Raw genomic sequence first — 24146 nt, forward strand, 5'->3', positions numbered from 1 at the left:
CGGAGGGTGGGTGCTGGAGATGGCAGGCCGCAATGACGCGCGCTCCGACGGGCACGGGCGCGTCTACCAGGCTTCGGGCGACCAGCACATCGTCGAGCACCATCACCACGTCCCCGACTGGTCGGGCCCCGACACGGTACGTCATCCGGCCGTGGGCCGGGCTCCCGTGGTGCTTCGCGACCGCACAGGGGAGATGGACCGACTGCGAGCCGCCGTCGAGCCCGGCGTCGGCAACCGCGTCTACGTCCTGCACGGCCTGGGCGGTTGCGGCAAGACCGCCGTCGCCTACGCCCTCTTCCGCCACGCCACCCGCGAAGCCGACCGCATCGGACTCTGGGTCAACGCCTCCGACCCGGCCTCCCTACGCGCGGGCATGCTCGCTGTTGCCGCCGACCGCGGCGCCACCGACGCCGAACTCACCGGCGCGCGAAGCGGCTTACGCCCTGCCGCCGACCTCGTCTGGCACTACCTCGACCAGTCCGACCGACCCTGGCTGCTCGTCCTCGACAACGCCGACACCCCTGCCATCCTCCGTGACGGCGGCTGGTTACGTACCAGCCCGGTAGGAACCGTCGTCGTCACCACTCGCCAGGCGGCGGCCCATTGGTGGCCGGGTGCCGAACTCCTCCAGTTCGGGGTGCTCCCACGCGATGAGGCCGCACGTGTCCTCCAGGACCTCGCGCCCCACGCGGGAAGCATCGAGGACGCGGCAGAGGTCGCCGACCGTCTCGGGCACCTCCCGTTGGCGCTGACCCTGGCCGGCGGATTCCTCGCCCACCAGGTCATCGATCCCTGGACCCTTGCCGATTACCGGCACCGACTCGATGGGAGTGCCGGTTTCGCTCCCATCGAGCTGATCGATCGAGGTGCTGAAGCTGGCGCCGACTCCCGCCACCTGCTCGGGCACACCTGGCAGCTCTCGCTTGACGGCCTGACGGCCCAAGGCCTTCCCGAGGCCACCTCTCTGTTGCGCCTGCTCGCCTGCTGGGCCGGCGACCCGCTCCCGCTCAAACTCCTCACCGGCGCGGAACTCGAACCGGAACTCCGGCCGTCCCGCGTCGAATCAGCCCTACGAGGATTGCTCGACCACTCCCTCGCCGAGCTGGTACCAGGCCAGGTGCGCTGTCTGCGCGCTCATGGAATTCTTCTCGACAGCGTTGCTCAAGCGACTCCGAGCGACCAACGAGAACAGCTCGCCGCGACGGCCACTGGGCTACTCAAAGCCGTGTTGCCAGAGGTGCCGGAGCGGGGTATGCAAGATCCTGCGGTGATTCTGCTCGGGCCGCACGTTCTTGCATTTTTGCGGCGAGTAGTGGGATGGAAAGTTGACCAACCTCTTGTGGAGAACGCAGCCGACTGCGCCCTACGGCTCGTTATAGTCGTCCACAGATCGGGCGACTACGCCTCGGCGCTCACGCTGGCGAACGAAGTTATCGACCTCGCCACGCCCATTTTGGGTACGGATAGTGTTCCTATTCTGAGGCTTCAGCAACGCGTTGGCCGCGCCCTGTTGCGGCTCGGTCGATTCGATGAGTCCGAGACCGTGTACCGAGAGGTGCTTGAGAGGTGCGAGCGAGTGCTCGGGCCTGCCGCTCCCGATACGCTGGAAACTTGCTTACGACTGACAAGCCCACTCTTCAACCTCGGTCGAGTCCGGGATGCCATTCCAATGGCGCGGCGGGCAGTGAGCGGCCGGGAGGAGACTCTCGGCAACTTGCACTTGCTGACCCTAATTGCAAGAGGAATGCTCCTGGAAATGGCTGCGGCCCCAGAGGCTGCTGAACTCTCCGAGAGGGATGCGATACTCGCGGCGGGTCCTGTTTTGATGGGAGATTTTCGCAAGACGGTCGGAGAGAATCATCCAACTGCGCTCGGAGCCCGGCTCAACTACGCTTACGCGCTTGCTGCGGCGGGGAGGGCCAGTGAGGCGCTATCTCACGCTCGAAAGGTTGTAGCCGGGTACGAGACGCTTTATGACTCACATTATCCGGCCCTGCTCAATGCGCGACAAACGCTCTGTACTGTCCTCTCCACGCTTGGTCGGCACGCTGAGGCGATCGAACAAGGAGAGATGCTCCTCGAAGGGCGGACGCGAGTACTGGGCCCCGGACACCCGTGGACGCTATGGGCGAGAGACTTCCTGGCCCAGTACAGGCCTCTGGGTGACCCGTCCTCCTGATGTCGGTCACGCTGCCCGTCCGTCCGCAAGAGCAAGTGCACCAGCACGCCTCGCTCGGGTAGCGTGCCCGGCATGGTGAGCCCCGAGTCGGACGAGTCGGGGGCTTTCGGTCACCCCGTCAGCCCCCGCCCCTTGAATCACTGAGTTCGCGGTCCCGCGGTACCGCTGGTTCCGTAGTCGGACGAGCGTGTCCCCGGGTGCTGACCGTGGTGACGAGACGCCTCCCCACGCCTCTCCTCGCCCCGGAGCCACTCGATGCCTCTCCCGCTCTACCTCCTTGCCCTGGCGGTGTTCGCCATGGGTACCTCCGAATTCATGCTCGCCGGCCTCCTGCCCGATATCGCCTCCGGCCTCCACGTGTCCGTCGGGACGGCGGGCACGCTCACGTCGGCCTTCGCGGCCGGAATGATCGTCGGTGCCCCGCTCATGGCTGGGCTCGCACGCAACTGGCCACGGCGGTCGAGTCTCCTCGGGTTCGTCCTCGCGTTCTCCGCGGCCCACGCCGTGGGTGCCGCCTGCACGAGCTTCCCGGTCCTGTTCGCCACCCGGGTCCTCGCCGCGCTCGCGAACGCGGGTTTCCTCGCCGTGGCTCTGACGGCCGCCGCCGCGCTGGTCCCGTCCGGCCAGAAGGGACGCGCGCTCGCCGTGCTGCTGTCCGGGACGACGGTGGCCACGATCGCCGGCGTCCCCGGCGGATCGGTACTCGGCACGGTGCTCGGCTGGCGGGCCACGTTCTGGGCCGTTGCCGCCGTCTGCCTGCCGGCGGCCGCCGGCATCCTCAAGGGGATCCCGACGCGTTCCGCGAAGAAATCCGTGAAGGAGGGAGACGCTGCTGACTCACCGGGAGACGCTGCTGACCCGCCGGCCCTGCGCTCGGAACTCGCAAGGCTGAGGAGTCCGCGGCTGATCCTGGTGATGCTGCTCGCCGCACTGGTCAACGCCGCGACCTTCGCCGGCTTCACCTTCCTCGCCCCTGTCGTGATCGACACCGCCGGGCTGGACAAGCTGTGGGTCCCGGTCGTCCTGGTGCTCTTCGGTGCCGGTTCCTTCGCCGGAGTCACCGTTGCCGGGCGCTTGTCCGACCAGCGTCCCGGGATGGTCATCGCAGTCGGCGGTCCGCTGCTGCTCATCGGCTGGCCGGGCTTGGCCCTGCTGGCCGGCGAGCCCGTTGCTCTGCTCGTCCTCGTGTTCGTGCAGGGCGCGCTGTCGTTCGCGCTGGGGAGCACGTTGATCACGCGTGTTCTCTACGAGGCCGCAGAGGCCCCCACCATGGCCGGGTCCTATGCGACGGCAGCACTGAATGTCGGGGCCGCCGTCGGGCCGCTCATCGGCGCGACCACCCTCGGCACGTCGGCCGGGGGCCTCGGGCCGCTGTGGGCAAGTGGGTTTCTGATTCTTGTCGCGCTGTTGATCGCCTTCGCCCTGCGCGGGGTGGTCGTGGTCGACCGGGGTGAGGTTGCTCCGGTGACGCATGCGAACGCCCCCGGATGTTCCGGTGATCACGAGTGTGATGGGCAATGCGAATCATGAGAGCGGCGGCGACGGCGACTGCACAGAGGCCGCGGTAAACCCCACCGCCGTCCACATCCGCGACTTCCGCTCCCCCCGTTATCTTTTTCGCGGTCCTGCAAGAGGGCCGCTGGCCTCCGGGCCCGGCATGACTGTGTCCCCCTGTCCGAGATGACGTGGGGGGTGGTGTTCACCGGGCCCGAGAGGTGCCGTCGGAGCCGCTGATGAGAGGTCCGGCCACCGTCCGGTCCGGCGCAACGCCGGACAGTTCACGGGCGGCAGGTCTGCATAACGTGGATGCGCGCGTACGACACCGAAGCCCAGGCCAGCCGCACCAAAGGAGCTGACAGCACGATGTTCGACACCGGCGACGTGGGCGTCTTCCTCGGCCTGGACGTCGGCAAGACCGCCCACCACGGCCACGGACTCACCCCAGCCGGCAAGAAGGTCTTCGACAAGCCCCTGCCCAACAGCGAACCGAAACTGCGAGCCGTCTTCGACAAGCTGGCCGCCAAATTCGGCACCGTCCTGCTGATCGTGGACCAGCCCGCCTCGATCGGCGCTCTGCCACTGACCGTGGCCCGGGACGCAGGCTGCAAGGTCGCCTACCTGCCCGGACTTGCGATGCGCAGGATCGCCGACCTCTACCCGGGCGAGGCCAAGACCGACGCCAAGGACGCCGCGGTCATCGCGGACGCCGCCCGCACCATGCCCCACACCCTGCGGTCCCTGGAACTGACCGATGAGATCACCGCCGAACTCACCGTGCTGGTCGGCTTCGACCAGGATCTTGCCACCGAGGCCACACGCACCAGCAACCGCATACGCGGCCTGCTCACACAGTTCCACCCCAGCCTCGAACGCGTCCTGGGCCCGCGGCTGGATCACCAAGCAGTCACCTGGCTGCTGGAGCGCTACGGATCCCCATCCGCCCTCAGGAAAGCCGGCCGCCGCAAACTCGTCGAAACCATCCGACCCAAAGCCCCGCGCATGGCCCAGCGGCTGATCGACGACGTCTTCGACGCACTCGACGAACAGACCGTCGTGGTCCCGGGGACCGGCACGCTCGACATCGTGATCCCCTCGCTGGCCCGCTCGCTCGCGGCTGTCCACGAACAGCGCCGCGCTCTTCAAGCGCAGATCGAGGCCCTGCTGGAGGAGCACCCTCTTTCCCAGGTCCTGATCTCGATGCCGGGGATCGCGGTCAGGACCGCTGCCACCCTGCTGGTCACCGTCGGCGACGGCACCAGCTTCCCCACCGCCGCCCATCTCGCCTCCTACGCCGGCCTGGCCCCGACCACCAAGTCGTCGGGCACATCGATCCACGGCGAACACGCGCCACGAGGCGGAAACCGCCAGCTCAAACGGGCGATGTTCCTGTCCGCTTTCGCCGCCTTGCACGATCCCGTCTCCCGCACCTACTACGACCGCTGCCGAGCCAGAGGAAAGACTCATACCCAGGCTCTCCTCCGCCTGGCCCGCCAGCGCATCAGCGTGCTCTTCGCGATGCTCCGCGACGGCACCTTCTACGAACACCGAACCCCACGCCCCGCTTGACCAAGGACATAGAGGCACCCCCCCGGCAAGGACAACCCCGGGCAGCCAATCGTCGCCAGGCCGGCCCCGTCGAGCGCGACCGGCATCCGGCGGGAGCCGGGGTCAGCGGTTCGCCTCTCCGCGCTCCGTCACCGCGTCGGCTTCGGGGGCGTGGACGGGCGGGGTGAGGGCCGCCAGCTTGGTGCGGATCTGGGCGGCTTGGTGGTGGTCGAGTTCGGTGAAGACGTCCAGGGCCTTGCGCCAGGTCATGCCGGCTGCGACGCGGTCCTGCGCGGCGCGGTGCGTGTCGCCGAGGTGGTTGAGGATGTGCGCTTCCAGGTAGCGGTCGCCGAGGCTGCGGCAGAGGTCGAGCGCGCGCCGGTAGCACGCCGCGGCCTCGGTGTGGTCACCCAGGTGGTGGTGGGCGTGGCCGATGCTCTCCCAGGCGTAGGCCTGGCCTTCGCGGTCGTCGAACTCCTTGAGCACAGGCAGGGCCTGCCGGCAGCACAGCAGGGCCTGTCCGGAGTTGCCGAGGTAGGCGTGGGACCAGCCGAGGGCGGTCAGGGTCTGGGCCTGCCCCAGCCGGTCGCCGGTGGACTGGTACACGGCGTGGGCCTGGCCCACTTTCGGAAGCATCTGGGGGGTGGCGCGGTAGCCCTGCTTCCCCAGCGCCCTGACCTGGTCCACCAGCGTGTCGGCCTGGCCGGGCAGGTTCCCGGCCCGGACGAACAGATCCATCGCGCGGCGCAGGTGGGCGTGTGCTTCGTCCAGCCTGCCGTGGCGGTGGTAGGCCCGAGCGACGATACGGTGGGCGACCGGTTGCCCGAGAGGGTCGGCCAGCCGGCGCGCGGCATCCACCGCGGCATGGCCGACGGCGGCCAGGTCGTGCCAGTGGCCACGCCGATCGAGGTAGGTCGCGAGGGTCTGGGCCAGCCGCCATGTGTGCCCGTCGAAACCGCGCCCGGCGGCGTGGGCCACCACCCCCAGCAGCACGGCGTGCTCGCCGGTGAACCAGGCCAGCGCATTCCCGTGGTCGGCCGGGTGCTCGGGGAGGACCCCGGGTGACGGCGAGGGCAGAGCCAGTGAGTACCGCACCGGTTCCAGCACGCGGGCGGCGGTATGCGCGGTATGCAGGTAATGGTCCAGCATCCGCTGCTCCGCGGCGCGACCGTCCTCGCCGGAGTCGGTGGCGGCGACCTGCTCCCTGGCGTAGTCGCGCAGCAGGTCATGGCAGGTGTACCGGCCAGGAGCGTGCTCGGTCAGCAGGCTGACCCTGGTCAGTTCCGTCAGCAGTTTCCGCACCTGGGGCAGGGGCTGGGCGGCCAGGCTGGCCGCCGCGACAGCGGAGACGTCCGGGCCGGGGTGCAGCCCCAGCAGCCTGAAGAGCCTGGCCGCCGCCGGAGCGAGCGCGGTGTAGGAGCAGCCGAAGACCGCCCGCACCTCGCTGGCCGGGTCATCGACGGACAGGACGTCCAACCGGTGGCCGGCCTCGGCCAGCTCCGAGGCCAGGGTGCTGAGGGAGAAACCGGTCTGGGAGGCGTGCGCCGCGGCGATGGTCAGTGCGAGCGGGAGGCGGGTGCACTGAGCGATGATCTGCCGCACCGCCTCGGGTTCGGCGGCCACGCGCTCGGCGCCGAGCCGGCAGACCAGCACCTCCCGCGCTTCCTCCTCGCCGAGCAGGTCCAGGTGGATCGGGTGCGCCGCGTCCAGGGCCACCAGACCGGAGAGCCGGTCGCGGCTGGTCACCACCGTCACCGCCCCCGGGGTGCCGGGGAGCAGCGGTCTGACCTGCTCGGCGTCTCGGGCGTTGTCCAGCACCACGAGGACCTTCTTGCCGTCCAGCAGGCTCCGGTACAGCGCGGTCTTCCCCTCCGGGCTCACCGGAAGGTGCTGCGGGGCAGCGCCAAGGGCTTCGAGGAAGCCGCCCAACGCCTCGGCCGGATCCATCGCCCGCGCCCGCGGATCGAACCCCCGAAGGTTCACATACAGCTGGCCATGGGGAAACCGGTCCCGAACCGCGTGTGCCCAGTACACGGCCAATGCGGTCTTGCCGATCCCCGCAGGTCCGCCGATCGAAACGATCACCGTGGTTCCCGCACCGGCTGCGGCATCCACCTGCGCGGTGAGTGCGGCCGACTCCCGGCCCCGACCCGCGAGGCGGGCGACCGCGGCGGGAAGCTGGTGCGGAACCACCGCGCCCTCGGGCCTCACCGCGCCCTCGGGCCTCACCGCGGCCTCGGGCCTCACCGCGGCCTCGGGCCTCACCGCGGCTTCGGGCCTCGGGATCGATCGAGCGCTCGACGCGGCCAGGGACGGGTCGGCGGTGAGCAACTGCTGATGGATGCGCTGCACCACGGGACCCGGGTCGGTGCCCAACTCCTCGACGAGGCGGCGGCGCAACCCCTGATAGTGCTCCAGGGCCTCGACCTGCCGGCCGCAGCTGTAGAGAGCGAGCATCAGCTGCCCGGCCACGCGCTCGTCCAACGGGTACCGCAGGACGCGCCCGGACAGTTTCGGCAGCAGCTCGGCGTGCCGACCGCAGCGTAACGCGACGTCAGCGTGGTCGAGTTCGGCAGCCAGGCGTTCGTTGCCCAGGGCGACGCGGACGCCGGACGCCCACGGCGTGTCCAGGCCGGACAGCGGTTCGCTCCGCCACAGGCGCAGGCCCTGCTCCAACAGCTCAAGGGCTTGCTGATCGTCGTGAGCGACCCGGGCCCGGGTGACCAGGTCGAGGAACCGGCAGACGTCGACGGCCTGTTCGTCGACGGCGACAAGGTACCCACCGGAGCAGCGGTCCAGCCGGACCTCGTCACCGGCTGCGCTCAGTGCCCTGCGTAATCGCGACAGATAGTTGTACAGGGTCTCCCGCCCACGTCGGGGACCGCGCTCCCCCCACACACGGTCGAGCAACTGATCGGTGGAGACGGGACGGTTGGCCTCCATCAGCAGCGCCCCGAGTACCGAGCGCTGCTTGCCATGGCCCAGATCGACCGCCACACCGCCGACCCGGGCCTCGATGCCACCGAATAATCGGAACTCGACCGCCATCACCGCTCCCCTCTCGATCGCCTCACTGTAGGACGGGCCCCTGCTTCTCTGCCGCCGGATCACTGCCCTCGAACGCTTTCCGGGGCCTTACGGGAGACGGTTCGAACCCCGCCCGTACGTCCCTGAGCTGCGGGTTTTAGGTTCCTCGCAGGTTCCTCGCACGGTTCTCCGCACCCTCGTTCTGCGAGCATCGCCCTGCTCGGGGCCGCGGCGGCAGATGCCGAGGACGGCTCCAGCGGTCTGTGACACACGTCAGTAGATGGTCGAGAGCAACGGGCCGCTCTCATACACGCAGAGAGGCATCCAGTGACAGAACATCGAACCTCCGGACTGACCGCACTACGCCGGTCCCTCGTCGTGCTTGCCGCGGCCCTCTTCACGCTGCCGGCGATCGCGGGGACCGCCGGCGCCGCCTCCGGCTCCGGCGCGGGCTTCGCGGCACAGGCGCAACGCCTCGGCCTCAGCAACTCCGAGGCCACTGCCCTCCAATCCAGGGCCGACCGCTACCTGGACGAGATGGGCGGGACCCAAGTGGGCGTCAACAAGATCCGCCTGGGCTCCGGGGCCGAGGTGGTCATGGCGCTGCCCGGAGAGAAGTACGCCCGTGACCTCGACGCGGCGTCCTCGCCGGCCGGCACGCAGGGTGCCGCCTACGTATGCAACTACGGCCACATGTGCGCGTACCAGCTCATGTACGAGACCGGCGACGTCATCGACATGTACACCTGCAAGGACTACGTGATCCCCTGGGTTGGCACGGGGTCCTGGGACAACAACCAGACCACCGGAACGGTGGCGTACTTCAAGGACAACAACGGGACGATCGGCTGGTCCTCGCCCGGAGCCCGCAGCTGGGATGAGGACGCTCCGTGGGACTGGGTCCACTGGGTCAACAACTGCAGGTAGCCCTCGCTCATGCCTGACCGGGCCCCGCCGGACATCCGGCGGGGCCCGCTGCCGCATACGCACCCGGGGATGCCGCCCTGGCGCCGGACGCGCCGTCCATGGCCGGGCATCGGGGGAGCAATCGACGGGATTCCCCTCCTCCCCGCCTCCTTGGAGGTTACTGTACGGATGCGCCGCGCTACCCACCGCGGTCGCATAAGGAGGAACCTGTGTCATCGCCCTGTGCTCCCGAGCACGCACCGGCCGGCGATGTGGGCGCGGCGCTCATGATCATCGACTCCCGCCTCAAGGCCATCTACGACGGCAAGACGGAGACCGACTCCGAACAACAGGCGTTCATGGACCAGTTCATCGACTCCCTGGGCCCCGACGGAGCCGATGACGTGCTGGACGGCACGTGCACGCTCATCTTCATGTTCATGCAGTGGCTTCGGGCGGCCTACGAGGACCACGACAAGGACGTCATCGAGTACGTGGTGCCCAACCTCGTGGCCTCGATGCGCATGATGCCCAAGAGCATTCGCCCCGAGGCCATCCCCACCATGGCCGGGCTGCTCGTCGCCGCGGGCACCGACCTGAGCCCCAACCTGTGGCGCAAGCAGTACGGATACTGGACCGACGACGAGATGACTCCCCTGGAAGCCACCGCCTTCCTGCTCGCGGAGCACATCAACCGCCTGACCGACGACCGCGACTTCGCCACGCGCATGATCGCCGACGCCCTGTCCAAGGCGCACGAAGGCTGACGTGCCGCACCACCGAGCGGGCACGCCCTGCCGCTGACGGCGCGCCCTCGTCCGGCGGACGGTGGCTTGCTCCCGGCACTCTCGTCCGGCGGACGCTGGCTTTCCCCCGGCACTCCCCCCCCGGCGGACGGTGGCTTCCGCCCCCCCCGGCCCCTCGTCCGGCGGACCGTGGCTCCTCCGCGGCTCCCGGGACCCCTCCCCGCGACTCTGCGGTGTCATCCGTTCGTGCGGAACCCGTCCGAGGCGCCCGGCGGGCGCCCCTCGCGGCCATGCACGATGCGCAGGGGCCGTCCGCCAGGTCGGGTGGTGGCGGGCAGCCGAGAAAAGTCCGCGCCGGCGGTAAACACACGGCAACGAGCTGATGCCCGTGCGCATCACCGCCCTCTACCGCCCGCGCCTCACCGAGGCACCGGCCGACCCGCTGATGAGCGTGGTCCGCCGGACGGCGGACCGGCTCGCCTCGTCCTGGGCACCGGACCAGCATGAGCAGGAGCGGCTGCTCGCGATCCTGCGCGGGCGGGCGGAAGCGCCCCAGCCGGCCGAGGTCGAGGCGGGCACCACGGACGGGGCCGATGCAGACACCGCGGCAACGGCCGGGGCGGGCCCCACTGACGGGCCCGAGGCGGACACCATGGCAAGGTCCGAGGCGGGCACCACCGACGGGGGAGAAGCGCCGTGACCGCGATGGCGACGCGCGGCAGGGCCCGACGGCATGAGGCGGGCCACCGGTGAACGCGCTGCGGGAAACACTCGCCGCGGCGCTGGCGCTCGTGCTCGCCGCGCTGCTCGTGGCGGGGCTGATGGTGCTGACGGCCACCCTCGGCTTCCTCTGGTACTCCCTGGTGGCGGCGCTGGCCGTCACCCTGCTGGCCGCTCTGCCCGGGACCATCGTCGTCGTGGCCGCCTTCCTCCCCATCGTCTCGGCGGATGTGAACGCCGTACGCCACGTGCGCCGCCGCGGCGGGATTCCGCCGACCGCGGTCCCGATGCCACCGGACCGGGCCCAGCGGCTGTGGAAGATCGTCGCTGAGCTGGCAGGGGAGATGGGGACGCCGGCACCGGACTGGATCTGGCTCGTGCCGGACGCAGGCTCGTCCGTGCACGAGTCCCGCCGTCTTCTGCGCCCGCCCAGACGGACGCGGCACCTGTGCGTCGGGACCCGGCTGCTCGACGAGTTGACGGCCGATGGACGTCTCGCGGTCGCGGGGGATCCTGACGATGTTCTGGGCCTGCATCACGATGGTGGGCGGCTCGCAGCCACCCCCGTGACATGAGCGAGGCCGGGAGGCGGCCGGCGGCGGCGATGGGACGAGCCGCCGGCGCCCGGCCGCCCCGGGCGTCACGACCGCATCGGCCGCCCCGGGCGTCACGACCGCACCGGCAGCGAGGGCCGCACCACCCGTCGGCTCTCCTGGAGCAGCAGGTGCAGCAGCGGGTTCGTGCGGTGCCGGGGCCAGATGAGCGCCAGCGTGAGCGGTTCCGCGTCCTGAAGCGGGAGCCAGGTCAGCCGGGGGTACGGGAAGTAAGCGGCGGTCGACGCGGGCGCGATCCAGCAGCCGTGGCCGGCGGCGACGAGGTGCAGGCACTCCTCGGGGGTGCGGCCCTGGGGACCGAACACCGCGCGGGTGCCGTCGGGGCGCGGGTCGATGAACCAGAAGCGGACGACCGCCTCCGGCATGCCGTCGCGCGGGCCGACGACGGGTTCCGCGGCGAGGTCGGCGACCGTCAGCGACGAGCGGGTGGCGAGCGGGTGACCGGGCGGCAGCGCGACCCAGCGCGGCTCGTCGATCAGCGGGTGGACCGCGAAGCGCGGGTCCTCGCCGATCGGCAGCCACAGGAACGCGGCGTCGGCGGCGCCCTCGGTCAGCGCCTCGATCTCGTCCGGCAGCGTGTGCACGGCGATCGGCCTGACCTCCAGGTCCGGCGCGTCGCGGCGGAGCGCGGCCTCGACCTCCGGCATGAAGTGCGCGGTGCTCTGCGCCTTGAACGCGATCCGCAGCGGGCCCGAGCGGCCCGAGCCCGCCGACCGCGCCTCGCCGACCATCGCCTCGGCGGCCGTCAGCAGCGCGCTGCCCTGTTTCAGAACGATCTGTCCGGCCGCGGTGAGCTCGACACCCGACGGCAGCCGGTGCACCAGTGGTGTCCCGACGACCCGCTCAAGCTGCCGGATCTGCCCGCTGACCGCCTGCTGGGTCATGTTCAGCAGCGCCGCGGCACGCGTCATGCTGCCCTCGCCGGCGACCGCCGCGAGGGCTTCCAGCAGCCGCAGGTTCAGGTCCACCCGTCCGATTCTCCCACAACGGTCCGTTGTGGCCTCCCAACGAGACTCTGTTTCCCCTACTCGCGAGTTCCGTCTGACCATAAGTCCACCGATCCGGTTGGAGCTCGTGGGAGCTGTTGGGAGTGGTATGTCACTGAAGGGGAAGACCGCGCTGGTCACCGGGTCCTCCAAGGGTCTGGGCCGCGCGATCCTGCTGCGGCTGGCGGCGCGGGGCGCGAACGTCGTCGTCAACTACTCAAGGGACGAGACCGCCGCCGACGAGGTTCGAAAGGCCGCGGAGGCCGAGGGTGTCCGGGCCGTCACCGTGCGCGCCGACGTCTCCCGGGTCGACGGGATACAGCGGCTGTTCGACGCGGCGACCGGCGAGTTCGGCCGGATCGACATCGTGGTGGCCAACGCCGGCATGGAGAAGGTGAACGTGCCGGTGGCCGAGGTCACCGAAGAGGACTTCGACCTGCTGTTCCGGGTCAACACCAAGGGCCCGTACTTCGTCCTGCGCGAGGCCGCCCGGCGGGTCGCCGACGACGGCCGGATCATCACCATCTCGTCCAACACGACGACGGTTCCCCAGGTCGGCGTCGGGCTCTACGGCACCAGCAAGGTCGCCACGGGCTACCTCGCCCGCGTGCTGGCGCTGGAACTCGGGCCGCGGGGCATCACCGTCAACACCGTGGTGCCGGGCCCGATCGACGGGGCGGGCATCTTCAGCGACCCGGCCAACGACGCGTACAAGCAGAGCCTGGTCGCGATGGTGCCGATCGGGCGCCTCGGCACGCCGCAGGACGTGGCGGCCGTCACGGCGTTCCTCGCCGGAGACGAGGCCGCGCTGATCACCGGGCAGCAGCTCGTCGCTGACGGCGGAATGCACTGAGCGAGCAGGGCAAGGGCGCTGAGCGGAACGCACTGAGCGCTGAGCGAACGCGCTGAGCGAACGCGCTGAGCGAGCAAGAGGGACCGAGAGAGAGCGGGAAGAACATGACAGCGACAATGCGCGCGGCCCAGGTCCAGGCCGCCGGCGGCCCGTTCGTGCTGGCGGACATCCCGGTGCCGGAGCCGAGGCCCGGGCAGGTGCGCGTGAAGGTGCACGCGTGCGGCATCTGCGGCGGCGACGACATACCCCGGCACGCGCTGTTCGGCACAGTGCTGCCGCGGGTGCCCGGCCACGAGATCGCGGGCGTCGTCGACGCGGTCGGCGAGGGCGTGCGGACCTGGCGGGTCGGCGACCGGGTGGGCGTCGGCTGGTCCGGCGGCAGCGACTTCACCTGCGAGTTCTGCCGGCGCGGCGACTTCACCAACTGCGTGAACCGCACCATCGTCGGCACCTCGTACGACGGCGGTTACGCCGAGTACATGGTGGCGCCGCAGGACGCGGTGGCCCGCATACCGGAGGGCCTGTCGTTCGAGGAGGCCGCTCCGCTGATGTGCGCCGGCATCACCGCGTTCAACGCGCTGCGGCACTCCGGCGCGGGCCCGGGCGACACGGTCGCGGTCCAGGGCGTCGGCGGGGTCGGCCACCTGGCCGTCCAGTTCGCCGACAAGATGGGCTTCCGCACGGTCGCCATCAACCGCGGGCGCGCCAAGGAGGAGCTGGCCCGCCGGCTCGGCGCGAACGAGTACATCGACAGCAACGAGGGCAACGTCGGCGAGGCGCTGCGCGCGCTGGGCGGCGCGGCGGTCATCCTGGCCACCGTCTCCCGCGGCAGCCTCCAGTCCGACCTGGTTCCCGGGCTCCGCCCGAACGGCCGGCTGATCGTGCTGGAGGGGCAGGACCCCGTCCAGGTCACGGGCCACGCCCTCGCGGACGACCGGCTGAGCGTGTCCGGCTGGTACAGCGGCGTCGCGCAGGACAGCGAGGACACGCTGAACTTCGCGGTGCTGAAGGGCGTCCGCCCGATCATCGAGACGTATCCGCTGGAGGAGGCCGAGAAGGCGTACCAGAACCAGAGCAAGGCCAACATCCGCACGGTTCTCGTCACGTCGTGACGGCCGGCCGGGCGCCTCTCGTGCCGTAACGGTCGTGATGGTCGTAACGGTCATAGCGCGGTCTCCGCTCCAAGTGACGATCCACGACGATCCACCTCGGCGTGCCACGGGCGCGGCCACCGGCAGAAGCCCGGGGCCGCGCCCGAAGCACGTCTGCCCGGTGTTCCGTCCGGGACCCGGACCCGGTTCCGGACGGATATCCGGAGGCGGTGATTCTCGTCCGGCGGCGCAGTGGCAAGCTCCGTTTCCGGGCGTCCCCACACGGACGGCGCCCCCCACATCACGAGACGGAGAGAGCTCACATGCGCATAGGCCTGACGCTACCCACCTTCGGTCCGGACGCAGGGATGGAGAGCATCGTCGAAGTGAGCCGTTCCGCCGAGGAGATGGGCTACGACTCGCTCTGGACGGGAGACCGGCTCCTCGCCCCGCTCTCGCCGAGCAGGCCCTATCCGAGCGTCCGCGGGGTGATGCCGCGGGAGTACGAGAACCACATGGACCCGCTCACGGCCCTCACGTTCGTCGCCGCCCGCACGAGCCGCGTCCGCCTCGGGACGAGCACGCTGAACGGTCTGTGGCAGTCCCCCGTGATGCTGGCCCGGGCGCTGACCACCCTCGACGTCCTCAGCGGCGGGCGCCTCGACGTCGGGCTCGGCCTCGGGTGGATGCCCGAGGAGTACACCGCGGCGAACGTGCCGTGGGAGGCGAGGGGCGCGCGGATCGACGAGACGCTGGACGTGCTGGACAAGTACTGGACCAGTGACCGTTTCGCCCACGAGGGCCCGCTGTTCACCGTCCCGGAGACCGTCGTCGGCCTCAAGCCGGTCCAGGGCCCCCGGCCCCCCGTCCTCCTCGCGGCGTTCAACCCCACCGGTATGCGAAGGGTGGCCCGGAAGGCCGACGGCTGGCTCCCCGCGGGGATGCCGCTGCCCCGTCTCATGGGCATGTGGGCGGAGATCGAGAAGGAGGCCGAGGAGGCGGAGCGCGACCCGGCCTTGCTGCACATGGCGCTGCGGGTGAACCCCGACCTCACCGACACGGCGGCGGACGCCGAGCAGGTCCCCGTCTCCGGAACCTTCGAGCAGTACGTCGACTACGCCCGGGCCGCGGCCGAGGCGGGCGTGCACGAGCTCTTCATGGACTTCGGGCAGACCCCGGCCACGGTGGAGGAGCGGATCGATCTGGCGGGCAGGTTCATCGAAGGCGTACGCGCGGGCTGATCCCGCGGATGAGCCCGGTTTCGTGCGGGTGCCGGGAGCGATGGGGCGCTGGGGGTGATGGGGGTGATGGGGCGCCGGGGGTGCGGCGGGATGCGCCGGATCGCCGGGGCCCCGGCGTGCCTGTTCACCTTCGGTCGGACAAGTCGCACAATGAGTGGGGCTGTTGGAGCAGCCTTCCCGGCTGGGGGCCGGGGGGCTGGAGGGGGACCGGCCGTGGTGAACGGCCTGGGGGAAGCGGGGCGACGATGGTCTACCTGGTGCTGGCCGCGGTGGCGGCCGTGTCCGTCCTGGCGGCCGCTCTGACGGTGCTGGTGCGCCGCGAGCGGCGCCGGATGGACTCCAGCCCGGAGGCGCTGCGCATCGAAGCGGCGGCCAGGAGGGGCCTGCGCGACGCGCGCCGCCTGGCCCATGCCCGGCAGCATTTCAACGATGCCGGCGGTGTCAGCGCGCTGCGGGACCGCGACTCCCGCTCCTAGGGTCGCCGGGCGCTTCGGCCGCCCCCAGGCCCGTCATGGGCGCACACTCCGCCATGCACACGCACTTCGCCATGCGCACATTCCGCCATGGGCGCACTCCGCCGTTCGCAGCCATTTGCAGCCGTTCGCACACACTCCACTAACGCCGGAACGGCTCTCCCGCCCATCCAGTGGCCCGATAGGTGTATGGTAGCTTCCTAAGGGTATTAGGAAGTTGCTTAAAGCGTGCCGGAACGCTTCCGGCGGGCGACGGACCAGGGAACGAACCGGGGAACGGAGGAGTGGCGCATGGCGCGCGCAGGGCTGACCGCGGAACGCCTGACCCTGGCCGGGGCCGAGCTGGCCGACGAGGTCGGCTTCGACCAGGTGACCGTCTCGGCGCTGGCCAGGCGGTTCGACGTCAAGGTGGCCAGCGTCTACTCCCACCTCAAGGGCTCGGCGGACCTGAAGACCAGGATCGCCCTGCTCGCCCTGGAGGAACTCGCCGACCGGGCCGCCGAGGCCCTGGCCGGGAGGGCCGGCAAGGACGCGCTCGGCGCCTTCGCCAACGTCTACCGCGACTACGCGCGCGAGCACCCGGGGCGCTACGCCGCGGCGCGGTTCCGGCTCGACCCCGAGACCGCCGCCGCCAGCGCCGGCGTCAGGCACGCGCAGATGACGCGGGCGATCCTGCGCGGCTACAACCTGGCCGAGCCGGACCAGACACACGCCGTCCGGCTGCTCGGCAGTGTCTTCCACGGCTACGTCAGCCTGGAGAGCGCCGGAGGGTTCAGCCACAGCCGGCCCGGCTCGCAGGAGAGCTGGGTACGGATCGTCGACGCCCTCGACGCGCTGCTACGGAACTGGCCCGCGCCCTGACAGCCGGACTCCCCGTGCCCCGCGCCCGGGGACCCGCGCCCCGCCCACCTCACCACCGACCGAACAGGCTGGCACGCACGATGCACACTCCGACCCCGCACGACTGGATCACCACCCCCATCACCCCCGCCCTCCTGCGCGGCGCCCTCGACCTGGAGCACACGGAGCACGGCGTGCTGCCGCACCGGCTGCCCGCATGGGCCCGCGCGCAGTACGCGGACCCCCAGCTCACCATGGTGGAGTCCCAGCCCTCGGGCGTACGGCTGGCCTTCCGTACCGAGGCCACCGCCATCGAGCTGGACACGCTGCCCACCAAGCGGGTCTACGTGGGCGTTCCGCCGCTCCCGGACGGCGTGTACGACCTGCTCGTCGACGGCCGCCTGACGGCACAGGCCCGGGTGCCCGCAGGCGGCACCCTCACCATCGACATGGCCGCGGGAACCACCGAGAGGAAGCCCGGCCCGGCCGGCACCGCCCGCTTCACGGACCTGCCCGGCGGCACGAAGGACGTCGAGATCTGGCTGCCGCACGACGAGACCACCGAGCTGATCGCGCTGCGCACCGACGCCCCCGTGGAACCGGTGCCGCAGGCGGGCCGGCGCGTGTGGCTGCACCACGGCAGCTCGATCAGCCACGGATCCAACGCCGCGAGCCCCACCGGCACGTGGCCGGCGGTGGCCGCCTCGCTCGGCGGGGTGGACCTGGTCAACCTGGGCCTGGGCGGCAGCGCCCTGCTGGACCCGTTCACCGCACGCACCCTGCGCGACGCCTCCGCCGACCTGATCAGCCTCAAGCTCGGCATCAACCTGGTCAACGCCGACGTGATGCGGCTGCGTGCCTTCACCCCGGCGGTGCACGGCTTCCTCGACACCATCCGCGAGGGGCACCCCACGACGCCGCTGCTGGTCGTCTCGCCGATCCTGTGCCCCATCCACGAGGACACCCCCGGGCCGTGCGTGCCGGACTTCAGCGCCGTCGAAGGGGGACGGCTGCGGTTCAGGGCCGCGGGCGATCCGGCGGAACGGGCGGCCGGGAAACTGACCCTCACCGTCATCCGGGACGAGCTCTCCCGGATCGTGGCGCAGCGCGGCGCCGACGACCCGAACCTGCACTACCTGGACGGCCTCGAACTCTACGGCGAGGCGGATGCGGCGGAGCTGCCGCTGCCCGACGATCTGCACCCGGATGCGGCCACGCACCGGCGCATGGGCGAGCGCTTCGCCAAGCGGGCCTTCGCCTCCGACGGGCCCTTCGCGGGGCGCCGCGCCCCGGGCCGGGCCGGCGCCTGAACGCGGGGCCCAGCCCACCGCATTACTGCCTGTTGCATAATCGGAATGTGATCACTGAAATCGCCATCATTGATGTCAAAGCAGGGTCCGAGCAGGCGTTCGTCGATGCGTTCCGGGCCGTCGGCCACGATCTGCTCGCAGGCACTCCCGGCTGCCTGGAGACGCGCATGGAGCAGAGCCGCGAGACCCCGACCCGGTTCGTCGGGGTGACCCGGTGGGAGTCCGTGGAAGCGCATGTCGAGAACTTCCGCGGAACCGACCGCTACGCGAAGTACGCTGCGGCCCTGGGCCCGACTCTCGCCGGTGCGCCGCGTGTGGAGCACTTCGACGACATCATGAAACCCGTGTGACGGGTGAGCAGGTTCAAAGACGGGGCTTCGCCCCGTCACCGGCCAGAGCGGGCGTCTCCGTCGTGTCCGGACCACCCGCCGGTGGGGCTTCTCGCGCCCACGCGGCGGAGCCGCACATCAAACACAGCCCCGCGCCCATATCGGGGCGCAGCCCCGAATTCAAGGGGCGCGGGGAACTGCGCGACCAGCCACGACGAAGCCGCAGGTCGTCACTCGCCCGAAGGGGCAGACGGAACCGAAGGGGCCACCCGGGCGGCCCCGCCGCTCACAGGACGAACCCCTCCGGAAAGGGATCCGCAGGATCGAGAAGGTACGTCGCCGTACCCGTCACCCACGCGCGGCCGGAGAACTCCGGCACCACCGCCGGCACCCCGGCCACGTCAGCGGCCCGCAGCAACCGCCCCGTGAACCGCGTCCCGATGAACGACTCGTTCACGAACTCCGCCCCGATCTCCAACTCCCCGCGCGCATGCAGCTGAGCCATGCGCGCACACGTGCCGGTGCCGCACGGCGAGCGGTCGAACCAGCCGGGCCTGATCGCCATCGCGTTGCGCGAGTGCCGCGCGTTCGAGCCCGGCGCCAGGAACTGCACGTGCTTGCAGCCCTGGATGCCGGGGTCGGCGGGGTGCCGCGGCAGGTTCTGCTCGTCCACCGCCCGCGAGATCGCGAGCCCCGCCGCGAGGATGTCGTCCTTGCGGGCCCGGTCGAACGGCAGCCCCACGCTCGCCAGGTCCACGATGGCGTAGAAGTTGCCGCCGTACGCCATGTCGTACGTGACCTGGCCGAGGCCGGGGACGTCGACCTTCGCGCCGAGCTCCAGCGCGAAGGCGTCCACGTTGCGCAGCGTCACCTGCTCGGCGACCCCGTCCCGCACCGCGACCCTGGCCTCCACGAGACCTGCTGGCGTGTCGAGGCGGACCACCGTCTCCGGCTCCACCACCTCGACCATCCCGGTCTCCACCAGGACGGTCGCCACGCCCACGGTGCCGTGCCCGCACATCGGCAGGAAGCCGCTGACCTCGACGTAGACGACGCCCCAGTCCGCGTCCGGGCGGGCCGGCGGCTGGAGCAGCGCGCCGCTCATCGCCGGGTGCCCGCGCGGCTCGTCCATGAGGAACCGCCGGAGCCCGTCCAGGTGCTCGATGGCGTACGCGCGGCGCTCCGCCATCGTGTCACCGGGGATCTTCGGCACGCCGCCGGTGACGACCCGGGTGGGCATGCCCTCGGTGTGCGAGTCGACGGCGCTGATCGCCCGGACGCTGCGCATCAGGCGGCCTTGCCCGCGCCGCGTGCCTCGATGGACTCGATCGCGCGCCGCATGTCCGCCGTCACCTGTGCGCGGTGCTCGGGGACCAGCGGGCCCCGCGGCGGCCGGCAGGGTCCGCCGAACCGGCCCACCATCTCCATGCCCAGCTTGATCGCCTGCACGAACTCGGTGCGCGAGTCCCAGCGGAACGCGGCCACCAGCGGCTCGTACAGGGCGCGCGCCTCGGCGACGCGGCCTTCGAGGGCGAGCCGGTACAGTTCGGCCGACTCGGCGGGGAAGACGTTCGGGAAGCCGGCGAACCAGCCCGTCGCGCCCATGATCAGGCTCTCCAGAACGACGTCGTCGGCGCCGCCGATCACGTCCAGCGACGGCGCCTGCTCCTTGATCTCCAGCACCCGGCGCACGTCACCGGAGAACTCCTTGACCGCCCGGACGTTCCCGATGGCGGCGATCTCGGCGAGCAGGTCGGGCGTGAGGTCGACCTTGGTGTCGAACGGGTTGTTGTAGACCATGACGGGCAGGCCGACCGCGGCCACCGCCTCGAAGTGCGCTATGACCTCGCCCTTGTTGGCGCGGTACATCGTCGGGGGCAGGCACAGCACCCCGTCGGCGCCGTCCTCCGCGGCGGCCTGTGCCCAGCGCACGGCGTGGTGCGAGCCGACGCCGTGCACGCCGACGATGACCTTGCCGCGCCCGGCGACCGCCTCGATGGCGGTGCGGGCCACCCGGCGGCGCTCCTCGTCGGTGAGCGACGAGTACTCGCCGAGCGAGCCGTTCGGGCCGACGCCGTCGCAGCCGTTCTCCACCAGCCAGCGGCAGTGGTCGGCGTACCGGTCGTAGTCGACGGCCAGGCCGGCCGGCGCCTTCGGATCCTGACGGTAGGGCAGCGCCGTGGCGACGACGACGCCGGTCAGGGCCTGATCCTTGGGTGTGCTCGTGGTCATGGACCGCTCTCCTCAACGGGAAGGTACGACTGTGCGGGACGGTGGGGCTGCTCGGGGTGCTCCCCGGCCGGCGGCTCCGGCGGCCGGGCCAGCTCCCCGAGCCTGATGGGCACGGCGACGGGACGGTGGTGGGGGCCGGGTCCGGCCGGATCCACGGGGTGCCCGGCCGGATCCACGGGGTGCTCTCCGGCGCCCAGGCGGTGGCGGAGTTCGGCGACGGTGGGCCCGCAGACGCGCCCCTGGCAGGGGCCGAGGCCCGCGCGGGTCGCCAGCTTCGCGACCCGCGCCTCGCCGGACGCCGGGTCCCCGGCCGCCGCGCACACGCTCGCGAAGTCCGTCTCCTCGCAGCGGCAGACGACGGTGTCCGGGCGGAGCCAGCCGTGCCACTCCGCCCCGACGGGGTGTGCGCGGGCGAGCCGGCGGGCGAACGCGCGGCCCTGGTCCCGGGACCTGCGCAGCGCGGCCACCGGGCGCGCGTACGGGCTGCCGCCCCCGGCGAGCCAGCCCGCGAGCGCGCCCTCGGTGCGGGCGGCGGGCGCCCCGGCGATGCCGGTGATCTCGCCGCACGCGAACACCCCGGGGACGCTGGTGGCCTGCTCGTCGTCCACGTCCACGAAGACGTCCGCGGGCGCGCCGCTCGGGCCGGGGCGCAGGGCGCAGCCGGCGGCGACGGCGAGTTCCAGACGGGGCGTGAAGCCGTGCCCGACGCACAGCGCGTCCACGGCCGTGGTCCGCCCGGTGCCCGGCACCACGGACCAGTCGGCGCGCACCGCCGCCGTCACCACTTCCTCCACGCGCCCGTCGCCGCGCGCCGCCACGACCGCCCTGCCGAAGCGGTACGGGACCCGGTGGCGGGCGAGCGCGCCGGTCAGGCCGGCGAGTTCGCCGCCCTTGCCGCCCTGCGCGGCCAGCTCCCACGGCCGGTCCAGCCAGCCGCGCGCGGCCCGGGCGCGCCCGGCCGCCTCGACGACCTCGGTCACCGTGGATCCGGCCTCCAGCAGGGACACGGCGACCGGCAGCAGGAACGGTCCGGTGCCCGCGACGACCACCCGGTCCCCGATGGCCAGCCGCTCGCCCTTCGCGAGGGCCTGCGCGGCGCCCGCGGTGACCACGCCGGGCAACTCCCAGCCGGGGAAGGGCAGGACGCGGTCGTGCGCGCCGGTGGCGATGACCAGCGCGTCCGGTTCCAGGACATGGCGGCGCCGGGGCGCGCCCGGCTCCGGGGCCGGGGTGAGTACATGCACCTTGAGGGGCGGGGCGTGCTCCGGGCGCGGGGGTGCGGTGGGTGGTCCGGTGCGGCGGGCTCCGGCCGGTTCCGCGGGGGCGGTCGCGGGCGGTTCCGGGTGCGCGGTCGTGGCCGGTTCCGGGTGGGCGGTCGCCAGCGGTCGCGTACCGGCCTCCGCCTCAGCGCCGTCCGTGCGCTCCAGCGCCCACACCTCGGCGCCCGCCCACCATGAGCAGCGCGGATGCCCGAGCACCCGCCTGACGCGCTTCTCGAACGCGGAGTATCCGTGCTGGACGGCCTCGGGCGCACGGGCCTCGTACGCCTGAGGCAGCATCCGGTGGTACTGGCCGCCGGGCCGGTCCGCGGAGTCGATCAGCACGACGTCGGCGCCCGCCGCCAGCGCGCCGTCCGCCGCCGCGAGCCCCGCCGGCCCGGCGCCCACCACGACCACGGTGCGGCGCTTCACGGCTGCTCCGGGGCCGGGGCCGGCGCAGGGGTCGGTGCCGGGGCGGAACCGGGTGCGTCCGGGGCGGAACCGGGTGCGTCCGGGGCGGCGGACGCGCGGGACTGCGTGGTCACCGCGTCGCCGTCCCGGGCCCGCCGCATGCAGGCCCGCACATCCCGCTCGCCGTTCACCGTGACCAGGCAGTCGAAGCAGACGCCGATCCCGCAGAACACGCCGCGCGGCGCGCCCCCGCGTCCGGTGCGCCACGCCGTGCGGCCCGCGGCGAGCAGCACCCCGGCCAGGGTCTGCCCCGCCACGCCTGGCACCGGCGTGCCGTCCACGGTGACCGTCAGCGGGCGGTCCGTGCGGCGCACGGAGTCGTCCCGCGCGGGGACGAGCCTCGGGCTCATGCTCCCTCCTCGGGGGCGGGGGTCGGGGCAGCGGTGCCGGGGGCCGCGGTGGAGCCCGGCGAAGTGGCGTCAAGTGCCGCACCCTCCGCGCGGCCGTCCGGCGCGGTGGACGTGGAGCAGTCCGGAATGCGTTCCGGCGCGGCGGGCGCGGAAAAGTCCTGAACGCCGTCCTGAACGCCCTCCGCCGTGCCCAGCACCGCCGGCCGGTCCACCCGGAACGGCGCCGGATCGAGGCTTGGCCGCTCGCCCAGGAGCAGTTCGCGCAGCAGCCGGGCGGTGCCCACGGACAGGCCGATGCCGGCGCCCTCGTGCCCGCCCGCGTGCCACAGCCCGGCGAGCCGCGGGTCGGCGCCGATGAGGGGCAGGTGGTCGGGCACGTAGGGCCGGAAGCCGCCGTAGGCCCGCATCACCGGAACGTCCGCGAGGGAGGGGAAGAGCCGGAGCGCTTTGGCTCCGACGGCGGACAGCACCTCGGGGCGCAGCCGGTCGTCGAAGCCGGCGTGCCGCCGGGACGAGCCCAGCAGGACGCTGCCGCCGCGGGTCGCCTCGACCACGGCGGACGTCTGGAGCCCGGTGTCGTCGCTGCCGACGGCGCTCACGTAGTCGGCGTCGTACACCTTGTGGAAGACGGTGGGCGGCAGTGGCGCGGTCACCAGGATCTCGCCGCGCCGCGGCCGGACGTCCACCGGTGCGCCCAACCGCGCGGACACCTCGCCCGACCAGGGCCCGGTGGCGTTCACGAAGACGTCGCCGTCCACCGTCCCCCGGCCGGTGCGCACCGCGACGAGTCGCCCGCCGCGGGTCACCGCGCCCAGCACCTCGTGCCCGGTGCGCAGTTCGGCGCCATGCGCCAGGGCGTCGCCGAGCAGCACCGTGGCCGCGCCCGCAGGCTGCACCTGCGCGTCGTCGGGGTAGTGCACCGCGGCGGTGTGGCGCTCGGTCAGGAAGGGCTCCGCGGCGCGCACCTCGCGCGCCTGAATCGGCTCGGCGCGGACACCGGCGGCGCGCTGCTCCGCGGCGAACCGGGTGAGCCCGGCCGCGCCCTCCTCGGTGGTGGCCACGACGATCCCGCCCTTGGGGTCCCACTCGGCGGCGTGCGTCGAGGGGTGCGCGGAGGAGAGGGAGGCGCCCGGGCCGTCCGAGGGGGCGGGGGCGCGGTCGGCGATCTCCGCCAGTACCTCGGGCCAGAGCCGCCGGGACAGCAGGGCGAGGTCCAGCTCGGGGCCCGGGCCCTTGTCGGAGACGAGGATGTTGCCCTCGCCGTGCGCGGTGGTGGCCGCCGCGGCGCCGCCCCGGTCGAGGACGAGGACGTCCAGCCCGGCCAGGGCGAGTTCGCGGGCACAGGCGGCGCCGACGATGCCCGCGCCGAGCACCACGACCCTCGTTCGGTGCACCCGCCCGCCTCCGTTCTGTATAGCGAACGATTGCAGGCTAGGGACCGCGGGCGCGGGGTGTCAACGGGCGGCGCTCGAAC

Annotated in this window: 21 protein-coding genes; 14 read left to right on the top strand and 7 right to left on the bottom strand. The window is 72.1% G+C overall.

Annotation, left to right across the window (positions count from 1 at the left end):
• The first annotated feature begins 19 nt into the window (after positions 1–19).
• The 3 genes from Sm713_RS11475 (at position 20) to Sm713_RS11485 (ending at position 5245) form a co-directional block, all read left to right on the top strand.
• Positions 20–2179 carry a tetratricopeptide repeat protein gene (locus Sm713_RS11475; protein WP_212911949.1) on the top strand — a complete coding sequence of 720 codons (2160 nt, stop codon included), beginning with the start codon at positions 20–22 and terminating at the stop codon, positions 2177–2179.
• 255 nt (positions 2180–2434) lie between these two features.
• Positions 2435–3709, top strand: coding sequence for a Cmx/CmrA family chloramphenicol efflux MFS transporter (locus Sm713_RS11480; protein ID WP_212909520.1), 1275 nt, complete (start codon positions 2435–2437; stop codon positions 3707–3709).
• A gap of 333 nt (positions 3710–4042) precedes the next feature.
• Positions 4043–5245 carry an IS110 family transposase gene (locus Sm713_RS11485; protein ID WP_212911734.1) on the top strand — a complete coding sequence of 401 codons (1203 nt, stop codon included), beginning with the start codon at positions 4043–4045 and terminating at the stop codon, positions 5243–5245.
• A 102-nt stretch (positions 5246–5347) separates the two neighbouring features.
• Here Sm713_RS11485 and Sm713_RS11490 read toward each other — a convergent pair whose 3' ends face one another.
• Positions 5348–8272, bottom strand: coding sequence for an AfsR/SARP family transcriptional regulator (locus tag Sm713_RS11490; protein WP_212909521.1), 2925 nt, complete (start codon positions 8270–8272; stop codon positions 5348–5350).
• Between the two features lie 306 nt (positions 8273–8578).
• Here Sm713_RS11490 and Sm713_RS11495 point away from each other — a divergent pair, with 306 nt between their 5' ends.
• The 4 genes from Sm713_RS11495 (at position 8579) to Sm713_RS11510 (ending at position 11198) form a co-directional block, all read left to right on the top strand.
• The gene (locus Sm713_RS11495; protein ID WP_212909522.1) at positions 8579–9178 is read left to right on the top strand and encodes a hypothetical protein; all 600 of its coding nucleotides are present in this window, start codon (positions 8579–8581) and stop codon (positions 9176–9178) included.
• Positions 9179–9387: 209 nt separating this feature from the next.
• Complete coding sequence (locus Sm713_RS11500; RefSeq protein ID WP_212909523.1) at positions 9388–9924, top strand: hypothetical protein; 537 nt, start codon at positions 9388–9390, stop codon at positions 9922–9924.
• 361 nt (positions 9925–10285) lie between these two features.
• Complete coding sequence (locus tag Sm713_RS11505; RefSeq protein ID WP_212909524.1) at positions 10286–10603, top strand: hypothetical protein; 318 nt, start codon at positions 10286–10288, stop codon at positions 10601–10603.
• Positions 10604–10652: 49 nt separating this feature from the next.
• On the top strand, positions 10653–11198 hold the full coding sequence (locus Sm713_RS11510) for a hypothetical protein (RefSeq protein WP_212909525.1): 546 nt from the start codon (positions 10653–10655) through the stop codon (positions 11196–11198).
• A gap of 92 nt (positions 11199–11290) precedes the next feature.
• Here Sm713_RS11510 and Sm713_RS11515 read toward each other — a convergent pair whose 3' ends face one another.
• Positions 11291–12205 carry a LysR family transcriptional regulator gene (locus Sm713_RS11515; RefSeq protein ID WP_212909526.1) on the bottom strand — a complete coding sequence of 305 codons (915 nt, stop codon included), beginning with the start codon at positions 12203–12205 and terminating at the stop codon, positions 11291–11293.
• 127 nt (positions 12206–12332) lie between these two features.
• Between Sm713_RS11515 and Sm713_RS11520 the strand changes: the two genes are divergently transcribed.
• From Sm713_RS11520 to Sm713_RS11550, 7 genes are all read left to right on the top strand, one after another.
• Entirely contained in the window at positions 12333–13076 is a 744-nt protein-coding gene (locus tag Sm713_RS11520; protein ID WP_212909527.1) for an SDR family oxidoreductase, read from the top strand.
• A gap of 104 nt (positions 13077–13180) precedes the next feature.
• On the top strand, positions 13181–14188 hold the full coding sequence (locus Sm713_RS11525) for an alcohol dehydrogenase catalytic domain-containing protein (RefSeq protein WP_249416234.1): 1008 nt from the start codon (positions 13181–13183) through the stop codon (positions 14186–14188).
• 302 nt (positions 14189–14490) lie between these two features.
• Positions 14491–15408 (top strand): TIGR03619 family F420-dependent LLM class oxidoreductase, encoded by a 918-nt coding sequence (locus tag Sm713_RS11530; protein ID WP_212909528.1) that lies wholly within the window; start codon positions 14491–14493, stop codon positions 15406–15408.
• A 245-nt stretch (positions 15409–15653) separates the two neighbouring features.
• Complete coding sequence (locus Sm713_RS11535; protein WP_212909529.1) at positions 15654–15884, top strand: hypothetical protein; 231 nt, start codon at positions 15654–15656, stop codon at positions 15882–15884.
• A gap of 288 nt (positions 15885–16172) precedes the next feature.
• Positions 16173–16742, top strand: a complete 570-nt coding sequence (locus Sm713_RS11540; RefSeq protein WP_212909530.1) for a TetR/AcrR family transcriptional regulator — start codon at positions 16173–16175, stop codon at positions 16740–16742.
• Between the two features lie 80 nt (positions 16743–16822).
• Positions 16823–18031, top strand: coding sequence for a GDSL-type esterase/lipase family protein (locus Sm713_RS11545; RefSeq protein ID WP_212909531.1), 1209 nt, complete (start codon positions 16823–16825; stop codon positions 18029–18031).
• A gap of 47 nt (positions 18032–18078) precedes the next feature.
• Positions 18079–18381 carry an antibiotic biosynthesis monooxygenase gene (locus Sm713_RS11550; protein WP_212909532.1) on the top strand — a complete coding sequence of 101 codons (303 nt, stop codon included), beginning with the start codon at positions 18079–18081 and terminating at the stop codon, positions 18379–18381.
• Between the two features lie 265 nt (positions 18382–18646).
• Here the strand turns inward: Sm713_RS11550 and Sm713_RS11555 are convergent, their stop codons facing one another.
• The 5 genes from Sm713_RS11555 to Sm713_RS11575 are packed head-to-tail and all read right to left on the bottom strand — an operon-like array spanning position 18647 to position 24066.
• Positions 18647–19648 carry a proline racemase family protein gene (locus Sm713_RS11555; protein WP_212909533.1) on the bottom strand — a complete coding sequence of 334 codons (1002 nt, stop codon included), beginning with the start codon at positions 19646–19648 and terminating at the stop codon, positions 18647–18649.
• The gene (locus Sm713_RS11560) at positions 19648–20592 is read right to left on the bottom strand and encodes a dihydrodipicolinate synthase family protein (RefSeq protein WP_212909534.1); all 945 of its coding nucleotides are present in this window, start codon (positions 20590–20592) and stop codon (positions 19648–19650) included. The genes Sm713_RS11555 and Sm713_RS11560 overlap by 1 nt, the downstream gene beginning before the upstream one ends.
• A complete protein-coding gene (locus tag Sm713_RS11565; protein ID WP_212909535.1) occupies positions 20589–22283 on the bottom strand; it encodes an FAD-dependent oxidoreductase in 1695 nt (564 codons plus the stop codon). The genes Sm713_RS11560 and Sm713_RS11565 overlap by 4 nt, the downstream gene beginning before the upstream one ends.
• Positions 22280–22672, bottom strand: a complete 393-nt coding sequence (locus Sm713_RS11570; protein WP_212909536.1) for a (2Fe-2S)-binding protein — start codon at positions 22670–22672, stop codon at positions 22280–22282. Before Sm713_RS11570 ends, Sm713_RS11565 begins: the two co-directional genes overlap by 4 nt.
• Positions 22669–24066, bottom strand: a complete 1398-nt coding sequence (locus tag Sm713_RS11575) for an FAD-binding oxidoreductase (protein WP_212909537.1) — start codon at positions 24064–24066, stop codon at positions 22669–22671. The genes Sm713_RS11570 and Sm713_RS11575 overlap by 4 nt, the downstream gene beginning before the upstream one ends.
• Between the last annotated feature and the right edge of the window lie 80 nt (positions 24067–24146).

Source organism: Streptomyces sp. TS71-3 (genome assembly GCF_018327685.1).
In the GTDB taxonomy this organism is placed as follows: domain Bacteria; phylum Actinomycetota; class Actinomycetes; order Streptomycetales; family Streptomycetaceae; genus Streptomyces.